The sequence below is a fragment of the Kibdelosporangium banguiense genome, from assembly GCF_017876405.1.
In the GTDB taxonomy this organism is placed as follows: domain Bacteria; phylum Actinomycetota; class Actinomycetes; order Mycobacteriales; family Pseudonocardiaceae; genus Kibdelosporangium; species Kibdelosporangium banguiense.
Genome location: NZ_JAGINW010000001.1, coordinates 8,560,190 through 8,576,333 on the forward strand (window position 1 = coordinate 8,560,190; position 16,144 = coordinate 8,576,333).

Genomic DNA, 16,144 nt, shown 5'->3' on the forward strand with positions numbered 1-16,144 from the left:
TGTCCGTACTGGAGTTGAGACCTTCCCCAACAAGGTGCTGGGCAGGTCTCGGTCAGGCGGCCAACCGTGGCGCCGGGAAACCGGCGTGCCGTACCTGACGCTGCCGCTTCTACGACAGCAGTGAGGTAGACATGTCACAAGCACATGCCCGTCCGCAGAACGCCAAAAAGCGGATGTTCTGGATCGGGCTGATCAGCGCTGGCGCTCTGACCGCGGGTGCTGTCGCCGCGCTGGCCGCCGGCAACAGCGGGAACAGCGGCACCGGGGCAGCCCAGTCCATCGCCTGCCCCGATCCGACCGGTGCGATTCCCGCGGTGCCCGCACAGGCGCAGGCCGAGGTCACGCGCGAGCTGCAGAACCTGCAGAACCAGATCAACGAGGCCAACAAGCGTCTGGTCGACACGGTCGGCCAAGGTGGACCCAACTTCGTGCAGAACGCGATTCTCGGGCCGTTGGAGGACAAGCGAGTCGCGGCTCTGAACCGGATCGAGACCGCGATCGGCCGTGCGGCAGCCAAACCCGAGGGTCTCGAGCGGTTCGCGCCGTGTGCCCTGGGGCAGGCACCGGCAGTCTCGAACCCGCCCGCCACGTCGTCGTCCAACGGCAACGGAAGCGGCGGTAACAGTGGGGGCGGCCAGGCTTCCGGCAAGATCGTCTGCCCGGACCCGACCGGTGCGATTCCCGCGGTGCCCGCACAGGCGCAGGCCGAGGTCACCCGTGAGCTGCAGAACCTGCAGAAGCAGATCAACGAGGCCAACAAGCGTCTGGTCGACACGGCAGGTCAGGGTGGCCCGAACTTTGTCCAGAACGCGATCCTGGGACCGTTGGCCGACAAGCGAGTTGCCGCTCTGAACCGGATCGAGACCGCGATCGGCCGTGCGGCAGCCAAACCCGAGGGTCTCGAGCGGTTCGCGCCTTGCGCTCTGGGGCAGGCCCCGGCTGTGACGAACCCGCCCGCTGCCGGTGGTGGCATGGGCTCAGGCAACAACGGCAACAGCGGTGGGAACAACAGCGGTAACAACGGTGGCGGCCAGGCCGTCGGCCGGATCTCCTGCCCGGACCCGACCGGTGCGATTCCCGCGGTGCCCGCACAGGCGCAGGCCGAGGTCACCCGTGAGCTGCAGGGTCTGCAGAACCAGATCAACGAGGCCAACAACCGCCTCGTCAGCACGGTTGGCCAGGGTGGCCCGAACTTCGTGCAGAACGCGATCCTGGGACCGTTGGCCGACAAGCGGACCGCGGCCCTCAACCGGATCGAGACGGCCATCGGCCGGTTCGCCGCCAAGCCCGAAGGTCTTGAGCGGTTCGCCACCTGCCAGGTCGGCTGACACTAGCCCGAGCTGTTCCGGTTCGCGCTAAACCGGGTCGTGGGTGCCAACCCACGACCCGGTAAGCGTTTGTTCAGATCCGGCCGGTGCCTGCGCCACCGGTCACAGAGGACTTCACCGAACTGGCGGAGTCCAGCGTGTAGGAATAAGGAATGCCCTTGACGCTGCCACCGGCGTCGCCGCTACCCGAATTGACGAAGTGGTTGTTGCGTGCCACCAGGTTCGCGGCAGGCGAGCTGCCCTCGCCACGGTGATACGGGTCCTTGGTGTTCTCGAAGTAGTTGCCCTCGACGAGAACACCAGCCTCCATTGTGGACGCGACGCCGTAGCTGCCGACGCTCGCGTAGTAGTTGTTGTAGACATGCACAGGATTGCCGAACCGGACCCGCGGGTGACGCTGGTTGGTGCCGGCGAACCAGTTGTGGTGATAGGTCACGCGCAGCTTGCCGCGGTCCTCACCGCCGTTGTCGTCACTGTGCCCAAGCAGCATCGTCTTGTCGTGAGAACTGAACTTGTTCCACGACACCGTGACATAGTCCGACGCGCGTTTGACATCCACGGCCCCGTCGTAGCCGTTGGAGAAGGAGTTGTGGTCGATCCACACCCGGGTCGAGCGCTCGACGTTGATGGCGTCGTCCGACCAGTTGCGGAAGTTCACATTCCGGATAATGACGTTGCTGGCGCCGCTGACAGTCAGGCCGCCGCCGGTGATCGCCGCACCGGACCCGACGCCGACAATCGTCTTGTTGGACGTGACCTTCTGCATACCCGAGATGGCGATCGACCCGGAAACCCGGATGACCGCGGGATTCGCCGACCGGATGGCCGAAGTCAGGGCGGAAGAACTGGTGACAGTGACAGGCGCGGCCGAACCACCACCAGTGGTCCCGCCACCCTGAGTGGCCCAGCCCGCCAGATCGAACGGCGCCGCGTCCGCAGCCGGCGACACAACCGCGGCACAGACCGCGAACACCGCCACAACTGTGCCCGCACGCAATGTCCTCGTTGACATAGGGTGATCCTCCCGTCGGGGCAGGCACCACTGCCTGCCCCTGGGTGCAGGGAACGGAGCAGGTATAACGGAAAGCGCTTTCCGGAGTTGACGGTAGGCAGACGTGGCCCTTGTGTCAACAATTGCCGCTTTTTGTAAGCGCTTTCACCGAAATCCGTTACCGGGCAGGTCGATAACTGTCTACAGGAGACTGTTCTGGTTCGGGTGGCCATGGGCGCCCCGCCTGGATTTCGTCGCACTCAAGATCAGTCTCAGTGCCGGGGCATTCCTCGGCAGCCCAGGGTGTTCGGGTAACTGGTCGCTGCCGCGATGCTGGGAAAGAACGCCGGCGCTCTGGCGGCTTCCTGATGAACAACGGCCGCTCCTGTACGGCGGCATCGGAGTCCGGGTAACGCATCTGTGATCGGCAACGATCCCTGCTTCGAGTTCCGGGAGTGATGCGAGTGCCACGTCCTGAGCGTCCCTTGGACCCTGCCGCCGGACCGGTCGCGGCGTTCGCTGCGGAGCTGCGGGAGTTGCGTGCTCGGGCCGGTGGCCCCGGCTATCGCGAGCTGGCTGAGCGGGCGGGATATTCGGCTGCCACGTTGTCGAATGCCGCTGGTGGGCGGCGGCTGCCGAGCCTGGTGGTGACGTTGGCGTTCGTCCGTGCGTGTGATGGAGATCCGGGGGAATGGGAGCGGCGTTGGCGGCGCGTTGCCGGCGAGTCGTCGGCAACGCCAGTTGCGCCCGTCGAGGGTGATCATGTCACGCCGTATCTGGGGTTGGCCCCGTATGGCGTCGACGACGCCGAACGGTTCTTCGGGCGCAGGCGCATGACCGCGCGGTTGGTAAACCTGCTGGACTGGCGGCGGTTCGTGGCGGTGTTCGGCGTTTCCGGTAGTGGTAAGTCCTCGCTGTTGCGGGCCGGACTGGTACCGGCGCTGTGCGAGCGGGGCCGGCACACGGTGGTGATCACTCCTGGGGCTCGCCCGGCGACGGCGCTGCGCGAGGTGCCGGCGGACGATGACGTTCTGGTTGTCGACCAGTTCGAGGAGTTGTTCACTCTGTGCCCTGATGCACTGGAGAAGAGCGAGTTCGTCGACGCGCTTGCCGCCCGCGTCGCACGACCGGGCAGCGCGACTGTGATTGGGGTACGTGCGGACTTTTACGCCCGGTGCATTCAGCTACCGAGGTTGGCTTCGCTGCTGGCCGAAGCGAGCGTGCCGGTTGACCCGTTGGCCGAGGACGACGTGCGAGAGGTGATCACGAAGCCGGCGCACCTGGTCGGGGTGACGGTGGAGCGGGCGTTGGTAACCAAGGTCCTCGCCGAGGTGGCCGGGCAGCCGGGGGCGTTGCCGTTGGTGTCACACGCATTGCTGGAGACGTGGCGGCAACGGCGTAGCGACATGCTCACGGTCGCCGGGTATGAGGCTGCGGGCGGAGTCGCCTCCGCCGTTGCCCGGACTGCTGAGGCTGTGTACCAGCGGTTCACCGCGGACCACGCGGACACTGCCCGTGAGGTCCTTGTGCGGCTGGTCGTTCTGGGCGAGGGTGGGATGTCGGACACCCGTCGCCGGGTCACTCGAGATGAGCTGGATTTCCCGGGGGTGGACGTCGTGCTCCGCGAGCTGGCCGCAGCTCGTCTGGTCGTGTTGGGGCAGGACACGGTCGAGATCGCGCACGAGGCGTTGATCGGCGCGTGGCCGCGGCTGCGCGACTGGCTGCACCAGGATCGGGAGACGTTGCGGCTGCACCGGCAACTCACGCACGACAGCGAGACATGGTGTGCCCACGATCGCGATCCGGATCTGCTGTACCGGGGTGTGCGGCTGGCTGCTTGGGACGGCCGTGGAATGGCACGGCTGAATGAGCGGGAGCGGGCGTTTCTGGCGGAGAGCCGGCAACGCGTCGCGCGGGAGGCGCGCCTGCGTCGCCGACGGCTGCGGCTGGCGGTGACTGCCCTGGCCACGGGCCTGGTGGTGACGACCGTGTTGGCGTTGGTCGCAGTGGCACAGGCGAATCGGGCCCGTGACGAGCGCGACGGTGCGCTCGCGCGTCAGTTGGTGGCCAACGCTCGCGACCAGCTGCAGATCGACCAAGAGTTGGCGGTGTTGCTGGCGCGGGAGGCCTACGACACCAAGCCGACTGACGAGACCGCAGCGGTGTTGAGGCAGGCGGTGGCCGACTCGCGGGTCCGGGCCGTGCACTCCTCGGGCCAGGCCCAGGTTTTCGGGGTGGCCTACAGCCCGGACGGGCGACAGCTGGCCAGCAGCGGCGCCGACGGCACGATCCGGGTGTGGCGTTTGGAGGGGCCGGACAGGTTCGGCGAGGAGCCGCAGGTGCTGCGGGGGCACACCGGGATTGTGTGGAGCCCGGTGTTCAGCCGTGATGGCCGCTGGTTGGCGGCCGGCGGAAACGATGATGCGGTGACCGTGTGGGACCTCGTGGGTGGTGGCGCACCGATCGTGTTACGGGGGCACGGCGGCGGCGTATCGGGCGTCGCGGTCAGCCCGTCTGGCGAACGGGTGGCCGCGGCAGGCGATGACGGACTCATCCACCTCTGGGATCGCGTTGACCCACAACGACCGGTGTCCCTGCCGCTCGGCGGTGGAGCCGCGCTCGCCGTGGCCTTCAGCGCCGACGGAACACATCTGGCCGCCGGTGGCGCCAGCCGCGAGGTGCGGGTGTGGCGCGGCGATGGCGCGGGCACGCCCGTGGTGCTGCGGGGGCACGAGGGCGAGATCGAGCAGATCACCTTCAGCCCCGACGGGAAGCGGCTCGCCAGCGGCAGCCACGACACCACCATGCGGATCTGGAACACATCCGGTGAGGGTGAACCGCTCGTGCTGCGCGCAGACGACGGCACGGTCGAGACCGTGGCGTTCAGCCCGGACGGACGGCGGATCGCCAGCGGGCACAGCGGCAGCGACACCGTCCGTGTGTGGAACACGACCGCCGGCGAACTCCCGAACCCCCTGGAATTCCACGGCCACGACGGCCCGGTGTGGAGCGTCGCGTTCAGCCCCGACGGGCAGCGCGTGGCCAGCGGCAGCGGCGACGGCACGATACGGCTCTGGGATCCCGCCTACCCGGGTACTCCCCAGGTGATGTACGGCCACGACGGCCCGGCGTATTCGGTAGCCGTCAGCCGCGACGGGCGGACGATCGCGAGCAGCGGTCTGGACGGCACGGTCCGCCTCTGGCGCGCTCCGCACCGTCGTGACCCGCTAGTGCTGCCTGGTCACGACGGCTCTGTCCGCCTGGTCGCCGTGAGCGCCGACGGCCGATGGGTGGCGAGCGCGGGGAAGGACCGCACGGTAAGGATTTGGGATGCCGTCGAAGGCAAAGCCGTCGCAGTTCTGGATCACGATCAACCGGTCAGATCCGTCGCGTTCAGCCCCGACGGGCGGCGTGTGGCCAGCGGTGGCAGTGACGGCGCGGTGACGATCTGGCCGGCCGACGGCCGCGGGGCCCCGAGCAAACTGCAGGGCCACGATCATTCCGAAGTCTGGTCCGTCGCGTTCAGCCTGGATGGGCAGAGCGTGGCGAGCACCGGCCAGGACAGCACCGTGCGGTTCCAGCGCATCGACGGCTCCGGCACGCCACGGGTCATCCACGGCGGTCCCGGCCTCGTGTGGTGCGTCGCCTTCACCCCGGACGGGCAGCATCTGCTCACGTGCGGCGACGACGGTTCGATCCGGATCTGGCGCGGCGACGGCCAAGGGCAGCCCCGTATCCTGCGCGGTCACCGCGGCCCGGTGTGGGCCATGGCCATCAGTCCCGACGGACGGCGGATGGCCACCGCCGGCAACGACGGCACCCTGCGCATCTGGACCCTGCCCGACGGGAAGGAACTGGTAGCGCTGCGAGGCCACGGCGCGTCCGTCGAGCAGGTCGCGTTCCAACCCGACAGCGCCGGCCTATTCACCGCACACGGGGACGGCACGGCGCGCTTCGTCCGCTGCGAAGTCTGCGGACCCATCGACGAGGTCCGCACCATGGCTGACTCCCGCGTCACCCGCTCCCTGACCGCGGAAGAACGCGAGACGTACCTGGGCGAAGCGTCCTGACCTCGGCTTTCGCCGGGGTTGTTTAGCGTCGGACCCCCTACTGGACAACCCGGCGTTCTGCTCTGCTGGCGCAGCAAGGTCCGCGGCAGTCTCCGGGCTGCCGACCACCTGGACGTCGAAGGAGAACATGAAGATGCTGATGCGTTCGACCGCGGTACGCGTGCTGGTCACCGCGGCACTGGGGGTCTCGGCAACGCTGGCGCTGCCCGCGGCCGTCGCCCAAGCCGAACCCAGGAGTTGCTGGAGCCGGTCGTGGAACGGCAACGACGGCTGGCAGGGCAAGTGCGACGAGATCACCTACCCCGGCCGGGACAGGTACCGCGCCGTCGCCTACTGCGTGCGGGAAAACGGGAGCAGACGGACCGCCTACGGCCCCTGGATCAGCTCCATTCCCTACCCGGTGTCGTACGCGACGTGTCCGGTCAACTACTCCGCCTCGAGCGGTTACCTCCAGACAGCCTCAAGCTGATCCCGGGGCGCCCTGCTCGGATCGCACGGAAAAACGGTCGAGAAAGAGGGAAGAAGAAATGCATCTTGGACCGCCATTTCCGGCGAAGGGTATGTGCCCTCGACCAGCTCCGGGGAGACGAACTGCTGGATGCTCCGGGGCAACTACAGCTGGGGCGTCTGGGCTTTGCAGATGGCCCTGGTCAACTGCTACGGCCAGTACGTCGGCCCGAACGGCCCGGACAGCGATTTCGGCGGCAACACGTTCAACGCGCTGGTGAACGTCCAGAAGGCCCACGGCATCAAGGCCGACGGTGGCTACGGCCGGCAAACGCGAAGCGTTCTGAAGTTCTATTGGTTCTGCAGCTAGGACACCCACAGGGGAGGATTCTGTGAAACCTCGATGGCGAAGAATCGTCCAGTTTCCGATCATCGTAGTGGCCACTGTGCTGGCGATGGTGCTGACTCCGGGCCCGGCGGGCGCGGCCGGCGCTGTGCTCTGGGAATGCTGGCCGTTCAGCGGCAATGAACAATTCGCCTGCACGACGATCACCTCGGCCCCGGCGGCAGGAGTTCAAGTACTCGACCACAACACCGGCCAAATCTACACGCTCCGCAACGGCAACAGCGTCGCTCTCTGGTCCTGGTCCAAGGACAAGTCCGGCCAGTGTGGTGTCTACCAGAATGAGTACGTATGGATCATCGCCTGGCAGAACGCCGGATTCCACTGGGCCTACATCGGCGACCACTATGTGAAGACCGGTGAGGTACCCGACTGGAACGACTTCCCCGACAGCTTGGACCACCTGGGCTACCCCGGCCTCCGGGGACACCTGGGCGACAGGTACCACGACGGGGGTACCGGTCGGGGTACCTGCGACATCTACCCAAACGGCTGAGCTCACGATTCCTGGTCACACCGCTGCCGGCCCCGGTCCGTACGGATCGAGGCCGGCAGCGGTCCGGGTTCACCCGGTCAGCGGACCCGGATCTCGGCGATGTCGAGCGGGTTCCCGCCGTACCACCAGACCCGGAATTCCAGGCTGTTGTCGGCCGACGAGACCGTGAACGGCAGGGTGAAGCGGAGGAACCTGTCGTAGGTACCGTCGGTGGCGAAGCGCTCGGCCCTCAGGATCTCCGGCGGCTTGACCGAACTGTTGGTCCGTGCGTCGTAGACCTCGATATTGGCCACCTCGGTGCCGGCGGCCGGGGTGACCGAGCGCATCACGAACTCCACGTTGTACGACCCCGGGGCGAGGGTGTGGTTCGGCCCGAAGGTCAGGTGGCCCGGGGTGCTGGTGCCCGGGACGGCCTGGAGCAGACCGGTGGCGGTCCGGCGGTAGTTGCCCGCCGCAGGCGTCTGCAGCGGCGCTTGGCCCGGGCTGTAGGTCAGCTTGGCACCCGCGCCGAGCGCCAGCGCGTTCACCGCGAGGGTCTCGATGTTCATCAGCGACTTGGGTTTCGCCTCCAGGTCCGTGTCCGTCGTCCACCCGAGCAGCGTCCCGGTGCCGCCCAACCGCTGCTGCCTGAAGACGATTTGGCTGCGCAGGGACGCCGAGTGCATTTCCAGGTCACGCCGCTGGAGGGCGGTCAAGCCGGTGTGGTGGACGAGAAGCAGGTCGGCGAACAGTTTCGTCAGCCCGATGTGGTAGTTCTCGAACAGGCCCGGGTAGTCGTAGATGTTCCAGACGGGGTTCATGGCAGGCCTGGCCTTGCCCAGAACCAAGTTCCACTTGTCCAGGGTCTTCTGCTGCGATCCGGCGGACAGGTAGTAGAGGCCGTCCAGCACGAGCCGGTCGAGTTGGTTCTTCTCGTCCTCCTTGATCGGGAGCTGATCGTACGGCGTCCAGGTCTGATCGCCGGAGATGATCTGCCACCGGATCTGACTGCCGTTGTCGCTCAGGCCGTTGGGCTGCGGCCGGCTGTAGGCCTGCGCCATGTGGCGCGCCAGCCAGTTGTCGTCGAACCAGAACAGGTGGTACGGCCGTCCCTGATCGGCCCCGCCCACGCCCTTGCCGAAGTGCTCGTGGAACGCGAAACCGGCCGGGACCGGATCGACGTCGTCGTTGTAGTCGTAGTCGAACAGCAGGTGGTGGTTGACGTCCAGGGCCGTCTGCCGGACGTCCAGCGGCGCCACCTGATCGATGAGCCCGGCCTCGTTCCATTCGTGCGGGGGTGGGTACTCCTCGGTGTACTTGGTCGGGCTCCAGAACTCCTTGTACCGGTTGAGCAGGTATCGGAGGCCGTTCAGGTTCTTCCACATGCCCTGGTCCGAGTAGGCATAGTCGACGGCGGCCAGGCCGTACGGGTAGTTCACGCCGTAGCGGTAGAGGCCGGCCTGCGGCGGGTATTCGTAGTCGATCCGCACGACCGGGATCTGCGCCGTGTTCGGAGCCTGCCGCGACCGGACCTGCTTCCAGCTCAGGCTCGGATTGGTCTCGTTGTAGGAGGTGAGTCCCATGTAGACGGTCGGCTTGCCGGCGTCGGCCGCGCGCTGGAAGAGCGGCGCGACACCCGCGTTCACCCAGGCATCGTTGCAGGAGGAGTTGAAGCCGGCCGTCTGGGTGGAGTAGCCGTCGTTGGTCAGCAGCGCGGGGGCGGTGTCCCACCAGATGGGGTTGGTGTAGGGGGCGGTGTCCCAGACCAGCCAGCCGGTCTGCGCGCAACTGCCGGAGTACCAGTTCCACAGGTTCAGCGTGGCGCTGGTGATCCGGGCGCCGGCGAACTGCGCCGCGGGCCACTGCATGAAGGATCGCGCGAGGTAGCTGGTGGCCTTGCCGTAGGCGAGGTAGTCGGCGCCGGAGTGGTCGGGTTTGCCGCTGGTGGAGAGTTCGTCGTTGCGGACGATGGTGTCGGAGGTCGGGTCCAGCTCGATCTGCGGGTCCAGCGTGACCGGGTACGTGGTCTTCGGGTCCTGCAGCCAGGCCTGGTCGGCGGTGAGCTGCAGGTCGACCGCGCCTGTGCCGCCCGCCGCGTCGGTACCCATGGCCAGTGCCACCGCTGAATCCGCCGATCCGCGTGGCCTGAGCTGAACGGCGAGGCTCTTCTCCCGAGTGCGCTCGCCGCTTGCGCCGACCGAGGAGTCCCACATCATCGGCGTCGGTACCCGGCCGACGGTGGTCCCGGCGGCATCGCGGATCGCGAACGAGGCCGGGCCGTCGGCGACGAACCGCAGGTCGTCGCTGCGCAGCGGCACGGTCATGGTCGCCACCTGGGCGGCAGCCGCCCGGTTCTTGACCACGAGCGACTGCTCGAACCCGAGCCGGGTCGCCGTCAGCAGCAGGTCGACGCCCGGCCGGACCTCCCGGTAGGTAGCCGTGTTCGCGGCGAGCACCGGGGCGGGCAGAGGGCCGGTCCACAGCATGCTGACCGAGTCGTCACCGGTCTCCACCCGCGCGAGCATCTGCTCGCCAGAGCCGGTCGTGGCGCCGGAGAAGCGCAGGCCGCGTGGGTGCCCGGCCGGCTCCACCGCGCCGTCAGCGGTCCGCTGCAGCGTCAGGTCCACCGCCCGCCAGGGGCCGTTCTTCTTGAAGCGGACCGGGCCGGCGTAGATCTCGGTACTGAAGCCACCCTCCGGTCGGGCCCACACCAGGGTCGTCTCCGTCCGCTGGGAGAGCACCTCCACCCGGCCGCCGCACGCCCGCGCCGCCATCACGGCGGACAGCGGGTCCGGCTGCTGCGCCGGACAGGCGGGCTTGGCCGCCGCCTCGGCAGGTAGCACGACCTGATTTGTCAAGGTAAGTAACAGAACGGCGGCGCTGGCGGCCGCGATTCCTTTCGTGACTTTTCCCCTCCGCCCCGACCCGAGCCGGGCGAATACGTGCGAATGTCTTCGAACGGACATTGCTCTCCCCATGATTGAATTCGATGCTGGTGCCTCTACCTGCCCAACGGCACTACGGAACGACGCGGCCGAGATTCGGTTGCCGCGCCTGAGATCAGCGATGTATCGACGGTTGAGCTGCCCTCATGGCAGCAGGCCACGGCGTTGTTTAGTAGCAGGCAGGCGCATTAAACAACCGCGCCGGTAGTCGAGGCGCTGGCGTGAATCCAGCTTCACCGACACTCTCGGCCTGCCGCTCTGGTGCTGCTCCACCACGAACAACCACCGAGCCACACGACCACACAGAAATTGATCACGCAAAGCCGCCAGAAATCACGTGGCCCGCTGCACCAGGGTGGCGCCGGCCAGCGGGCCACGTCCTGGGTGGTGGGTGCCACACCTCAGTTCGTCCGCAACATCAGCCCGGGTCCAGGGGGTTGCCCGCCTGGTGAGGGCAACCCCCTCTTCGGAAAGCGTCGCACTCCTACAGAGCAACAGCAATCAAGAGCGCAAGGCGTCGATCAGCCATTCGAAGGCGGGCACTGACGCTGGCCGCTCGGGCCAGCCGTTGATGGTGCCCAGCAGGGCCCAGTACCGCTCCACCCGCCGGTCACTGAATGTCGACAGTGTGTCGGCGAGTTTGAGGCGCTCCTCGCGGGTTGTCTCCGCTGGGACGATTCGGTCCAGGATCTGCTTGCCTTCGGGCGAGTCCGGGGCGGTGCCGGCGGCGAGTGCGCCGCCGGCGTGTTCCAGGACCGGGCCCGGGTCGAAGGGCTGGGCCGGCTCGGCGGCCTGCGAGCCGGCGACGGCCATTTCGCGGACGCGGGCCTTGAAGGTCGGGTCCTGTACCAGTTCTGCCAGTTCGATCCAGGCGTCGACCTGTTCGGGGGTTGGGTCCTCGGGTAGTTCGGCGGGCATTGTGCGCATGCCGTCGGCGATGTGTGCGCCTTCTGGCCTCGCCTCGACGCCCGCGAATGCCTCATCGACGAACTCGTCGATGATTCGCTGCCGCTCCTGCGCGGACAGCTTGGCCAGTTCGTGCATCAGTTTCATCTCCTCGGTCGTGCTGCCACGTTGGGCGACCGAACTCAGCACCGCGCGGCGCAGCCGGAGCGTGCGGATCTCCGCGTCCAGGGCGCGGACGTGCGCTTTGGCGACGTCCGCGACCGTGATCTGCTCGCGCAGCACCCGCTCGACTGTGTCGAGGTCGATGCCCAGCTCACGCAGGGTGCGCACCAGGTCGAGCCGGGCTGCGGCCTCGGCGTCGAATATCCGGTAGTTGCCGGTGGTCCGGCCCGCCGGGGGCACGAGCCCCAGGTCGGACCAGAAACGCACGGTGCGCACCGGTAGCCCGGTGGTCCGGGCGAGCTGCCCGATGCTGAACAGTTCGGTCACAGCGATCAGCCTCAACCTTCCAGCGACTGGAGACTCAAACTGATTTCAGACCTCCGAGAGGAAAGCGTCGAGCACGCGGACCCCGAAATGCAGGCCCTGGACGGGGACGCGTTCGTCCACGCCGTGGGCCATGGCGCGGTAGTCGAATCCCTCGGGCAGCCAGAGGGGGGCGAAGCCGTAGCCGGGGATGCCGAGGCGGGCGAAGGCTTTCGCGTCGGTGCCGCCGCCCATGCAGTACGGGACGACCACGGCGTCGGGATCCTGGGAGCGGATCGCGGCGGCCATGGCGTCGAACCAGGGTGAGTCGATGGGGGCCTGGAGGGCGGGCATGCGGGTGACGAACTCGCGGGTGACGCCGTCGCCGAGCAGTGTGTCTATTGTGGACAGTAGTTCGAGTTCGGTGCCGGGCAGGGTGCGGGTGTCGACCTCGGCCACGGCGGTCGAAGGGATGACGTTGACTTTGTAGCCGGCCTTCAAGACCGTTGGCCGGGTCGAGATGCGGACGGTGTTCTCCACCAGGGGTGCGGCCTTGCCCAGGCGAGCCAGTGTGCCGTCCACGTCGGACAGGTCGACTTCAACGCCAAGTGCCTTGCCGGTGCGTTCCAGGAACGCTGTCACGGTGGGTGTGAGACGGATCGGCCATGGGTGCTGTGCGATCCGGTCGAGCGCGGCGATCAGTTTCACGACGGCGTTGTCGTCGTTGCGGCGGGAGCCGTGGCCGGCGCGTCCTGTCGCGGTGAGGCGCAGGTGGCTTGTGCCGCGTTCAGCGGTGCCGATGGGGTAGAGACGCATGGGCGCGCCCGAGGCGTGGGTGACGTGGTAGGAGTAGCCGCCGGACTCGCTGATGGTCGCGCCGCAGCCCTCGAACAGCGACGGGTGTTCGTCGACGAGCCATTCCGCGCCGTCGGCGCCGGTGTCCTCCTCGTCGGCCACGAACGCCAGCACGATGTCGCGGCGCGGGGCGCGGTCCTCCTGCGCCCAGGTGTGCACGACGGTCAGGACCATCGCGATGAAGTCCTTCATGTCGGTGGCGCCACGGCCCCAGACGTAGCCGTCGGCGATCTCACCGGAGAACGGGTCACGCGACCACTGCGCCGGGTCGGCGGGTACGACGTCGAGGTGTCCCTGGACAAGCAGAGGCGGCAGTGACGAATCAGTACCGGGCACACGCGCGATCACGTTGCTGCGCCGCGTGGTGCGCTCGAGGACTTTCGACTCGATCCCGGCCGCCGACAGCACGGTCGCCACCAGTTCGCCCGCTTCGCGCTCGCCAGCTGACTCGCCACCACCGTAGTTGGTGGTGTCCAGGCGGATCAGTCGCGAGCACAACTCTTCAACGTCATCCATAGATACCCTCCACGGCGCCCGCCGCGATGGCGGTCACCACCTTGAACGCTTTCATGGCCTCGGTCATCGTCGGCGCGTCGAACCCCACCCGTCGTACGCCGATCAGCTCGACCGTCGGGATGACCGCCGCGGCGTGCGCCAGGTGCGTGGCGTCGAACTCCACCTCGATGCGGTGCGGCGCTTGCACTCCTGCGGTCCGGCCGGCCAGGGACATGGCAGCGGCAGACTGCTCACGGATCAGCTCCGCGGTCCGCGCGGGCGGTAAGCAGATCGCCGCGTACCGGCTCACGCACTCCTTTACTGCTACTACCCGCGCAGCGGGCACGTACTCGTTAGCGTCCTCACATGTTTTGTCGTCCCCAGTGACCAACAGCACGGGAACACCGTGCTCAGCGGCCATAACGGCGTTAAGACGGCCTTCGCTGGCGAGCACCCCGTCCAGCCACACGCCGGTGATCGAGTTCTCCATGTAGGTGTGCGCGAGCACGCCCTCTGTGCCCGCGCCGGTGTGGTAGCCCAGGAACACCACACCGTCCACGCCGGAGTCGATGCCCTGCATCATCGACAGGGGCTTGTGCCGGCCGGTGAGCATCGCCGCGCGCCGATCCAGCTTCTCCAGCAGCAGGTTGCGCTGTGACGAGTGGGCCTCGTTCACCAACACCGTTTTCGCGCCGCCCTCGCACAGACCGGCGACCGCGGCATTGACATCGGCGGTGAACAGCTGCCGCATCCGCTGCCACTGCTCGGTGCCCGGCACGACGTCCTGGGTGTAGGTGACGCCGGTGGCGCCCTCCATATCGGCTGAGATCATGATCCGCACGGGGACCACCGTAAGGCCTTAAGTCACGTCTTGGCACGAGCTGAGCGGTACTCGTTGACTTCCACGGCCGACGGATGGTTACTTCTTCCCAATCGTGGAGAGAGGTGGTTAGTCGTGCTGGTCAGACGTCGCCGGGTTGGCGCGTTATTCGCGATATCCGTGCTGGTCGCGATGCCCTTGGCGGTGGGTGGGACAGCGGGGGCCCAAGATCGGAAAACCCTGCGGGCCGGGGTGACCCAGGACCTGGATTCGCTCAACCCGTTCATCACCATCACCCGGGTAGGTACGGATCTCACCCGGTTGAACTACGAGTACCTGACCACGTACGACCCCAAGGACTACCACCCTGTGCCGGGCCTGGCCGAGTCCTGGGAGACCTCCGCGGACAAGCTCACCTGGACCTTCAAGATCCGCTCGGGCGCCAAGTGGTCCGACGGGCAGCCGATCACGGCCAAGGACCCGGCGTTCACGCTGAACACGATGATGACCAACGACACCGCGGCCACCGCGAACGGCAACTTCGTGCAGGGCTGGGAGTCGGTCACCGCCACCGACGAGCACACGCTGGTGATCAAGACCAAAGAGCCCCGCTCGACCATGCTGGCGCTGGACATCCCGATCGTGCCCGAGCACGTCTGGTCCAAGGTCACCGACTTCAAGGCCGAGCCGCCGTTGCCGCTGGTGGGCAGCGGCCCGTTCATCGTGCAGGACTACAAGGCCAGCCAGTTCATCAAGCTGAAGGCCAACAAGGACTACTGGCGGGGCGCGGCGAAGATCGACGCGCTGGACTTCGTGTACTACAAGAACGTCGACGCCGAGGTCCAGGCCCTGAAAAAGGGTGAGATCGATCTGATGAGCCGGCTCGTGCCCGCCCAGTACGACGCGCTCAAGAGCGACCCGAACATCAAGCTGAACACCGGCGCGGGACGCAGGCTCAACGAGATCCTGATCAACCCGGGCGCGACGTCGTCGGACAACAAGCCGATCGGCGACGGCAACCCGGCGTTGAAGGACAAGACACTGCGCCAGGCGATCGCGCTGTCCATAGACTCCAAGACGCTGGTGGACAAGGTGTGGGGCGGCTACGCCGTGGAGGCCGCAGGCTACATCCCGCCGGGCTTCTCGGAGTTCCACCTGCCCGAGAAGCGCAAGTTCGACCCGGCCACGGCCAATAAGATGCTCGACGAGGCCGGATACACCAAGGGCGCCGACGGCATCCGCAACGACAAGCAGGGCAAGCCGCTCAAGCTGCGGCTGCTCGGGCATGCGGGCACCAACCTCGACGAGCAGGGTTCGAAGTTCATCACCAGCTGGCTCAAGGACATCGGGATCGCGGTCGAACCGCAGCTGGTGTCCGACCAGAAGGTCAACGACGCCACCACCGCGGCCACGTTCGACCTGTCGTTCTCCGGCTGGAGCGCCAACCCGGACCCGGACTACGTGCTGTCGCTGCAGACCTGCGCCGCCCGGCCGAACGCCGACGGCAAGGGCGCCACTCCGGACTCGTTCCTGTGCGACCCCGAGTACGACGCGCTGTACAACCAGCAGCTGGCCGAGGTCGACCGGGCCAAGCGGGTCGAGACCGTCAAGAAGATGCAGCAGGTGATGGCCGACCGTGCCGCGAACGTGATCATCGGCTACGACAACCCGCTGGAGGCCTACCGCGCCGACCGGTGGGCGCCGTTCCAGACGCAGCCCGCGGGCGGCGGCGTGATCATGAACCAGCAGGGTTACTGGGGCTACTACAGCGCCACCCCGGGCAAGTCCACCGAGGACACAAGTGCCCCGCAGCAGCAGGACAGCGCCAGCAACACCGGGCTCGTGCTCGGCGTGGTGGGCGGCAGCGTGGTCGTGGTCGTCGCGGGCGTACTGCTGTTCACGCGGCTGCGCCGCCGTGGCACTGCCGACGAACGGGAGTAACAG

Annotated in this window: 11 protein-coding genes; 6 read left to right on the top strand and 5 right to left on the bottom strand. The window is 67.4% G+C overall.

Going from position 1 to position 16,144, the window contains the following annotated elements; translation table 11 throughout:
* Nucleotides 1–131: 131 nt before the first annotated feature.
* The gene (locus JOF56_RS38815) at nt 132–1,328 is read left to right on the top strand and encodes a hypothetical protein (RefSeq protein ID WP_209644394.1); all 1,197 of its coding nucleotides are present in this window, start codon (nt 132–134) and stop codon (nt 1,326–1,328) included.
* A 73-nt stretch (nt 1,329–1,401) separates the two neighbouring features.
* On the opposite strand, the gene JOF56_RS38820 is transcribed toward JOF56_RS38815, so the two are convergent.
* Nucleotides 1,402–2,340, bottom strand: coding sequence for a pectate lyase family protein (locus tag JOF56_RS38820; RefSeq protein ID WP_209644395.1), 939 nt, complete (start codon nt 2,338–2,340; stop codon nt 1,402–1,404).
* A 437-nt stretch (nt 2,341–2,777) separates the two neighbouring features.
* On the opposite strand from JOF56_RS38820, the gene JOF56_RS38825 reads away from it, so the two are divergent.
* The 4 genes from JOF56_RS38825 (at nt 2,778) to JOF56_RS38840 (ending at nt 7,735) form a co-directional block, all read left to right on the top strand.
* The gene (locus JOF56_RS38825) at nt 2,778–6,389 is read left to right on the top strand and encodes an nSTAND1 domain-containing NTPase (RefSeq protein ID WP_209644396.1); all 3,612 of its coding nucleotides are present in this window, start codon (nt 2,778–2,780) and stop codon (nt 6,387–6,389) included.
* Nucleotides 6,390–6,522: 133 nt separating this feature from the next.
* Nucleotides 6,523–6,858 (top strand): hypothetical protein, encoded by a 336-nt coding sequence (locus JOF56_RS38830; RefSeq protein ID WP_209644397.1) that lies wholly within the window; start codon nt 6,523–6,525, stop codon nt 6,856–6,858.
* A gap of 93 nt (nt 6,859–6,951) precedes the next feature.
* Nucleotides 6,952–7,206 carry a peptidoglycan-binding domain-containing protein gene (locus JOF56_RS38835; protein WP_209644398.1) on the top strand — a complete coding sequence of 85 codons (255 nt, stop codon included), beginning with the start codon at nt 6,952–6,954 and terminating at the stop codon, nt 7,204–7,206.
* Between the two features lie 67 nt (nt 7,207–7,273).
* A complete protein-coding gene (locus tag JOF56_RS38840) occupies nt 7,274–7,735 on the top strand; it encodes a hypothetical protein (protein ID WP_209644399.1) in 462 nt (153 codons plus the stop codon).
* 77 nt (nt 7,736–7,812) lie between these two features.
* On the opposite strand, the gene JOF56_RS58545 is transcribed toward JOF56_RS38840, so the two are convergent.
* The 4 genes from JOF56_RS58545 to JOF56_RS38860 all read right to left on the bottom strand — a co-directional run bounded on the left by JOF56_RS58545 (nt 7,813) and on the right by JOF56_RS38860 (nt 14,221).
* On the bottom strand, nt 7,813–10,557 hold the full coding sequence (locus JOF56_RS58545; RefSeq protein ID WP_209644400.1) for a DNRLRE domain-containing protein: 2,745 nt from the start codon (nt 10,555–10,557) through the stop codon (nt 7,813–7,815).
* A 603-nt stretch (nt 10,558–11,160) separates the two neighbouring features.
* Nucleotides 11,161–12,054 carry a helix-turn-helix domain-containing protein gene (locus JOF56_RS38850; RefSeq protein ID WP_307855452.1) on the bottom strand — a complete coding sequence of 298 codons (894 nt, stop codon included), beginning with the start codon at nt 12,052–12,054 and terminating at the stop codon, nt 11,161–11,163.
* 45 nt (nt 12,055–12,099) lie between these two features.
* Nucleotides 12,100–13,401 (bottom strand): M20/M25/M40 family metallo-hydrolase, encoded by a 1,302-nt coding sequence (locus JOF56_RS38855; protein WP_209644401.1) that lies wholly within the window; start codon nt 13,399–13,401, stop codon nt 12,100–12,102.
* A complete protein-coding gene (locus tag JOF56_RS38860; protein WP_209644402.1) occupies nt 13,394–14,221 on the bottom strand; it encodes a M55 family metallopeptidase in 828 nt (275 codons plus the stop codon). The genes JOF56_RS38855 and JOF56_RS38860 overlap by 8 nt, the downstream gene beginning before the upstream one ends.
* A 114-nt stretch (nt 14,222–14,335) precedes the next feature.
* Between JOF56_RS38860 and JOF56_RS38865 the strand changes: the two genes are divergently transcribed.
* Nucleotides 14,336–16,141 carry an ABC transporter substrate-binding protein gene (locus JOF56_RS38865; protein ID WP_307855453.1) on the top strand — a complete coding sequence of 602 codons (1,806 nt, stop codon included), beginning with the start codon at nt 14,336–14,338 and terminating at the stop codon, nt 16,139–16,141.
* Nucleotides 16,142–16,144: the final 3 nt, after the last annotated feature.

Bases quoted from the DNA above. Each gene is read 5' to 3' on its own strand.
- JOF56_RS38820 (WP_209644395.1), bottom strand. From the start codon at position 2,340: ATGTCAACGAGGACATTGCGTGCGGGCACAGTTGTGGCGGTGTTCGCG.
- JOF56_RS38815 (WP_209644394.1), top strand. From the start codon at position 132: ATGTCACAAGCACATGCCCGTCCGCAGAACGCCAAAAAGCGGATGTTC.
- JOF56_RS38825 (WP_209644396.1), top strand. From the start codon at position 2,778: ATGCGAGTGCCACGTCCTGAGCGTCCCTTGGACCCTGCCGCCGGACCG.
- JOF56_RS38830 (WP_209644397.1), top strand. From the start codon at position 6,523: ATGCTGATGCGTTCGACCGCGGTACGCGTGCTGGTCACCGCGGCACTG.
- JOF56_RS38855 (WP_209644401.1), bottom strand. From the start codon at position 13,401: ATGGATGACGTTGAAGAGTTGTGCTCGCGACTGATCCGCCTGGACACC.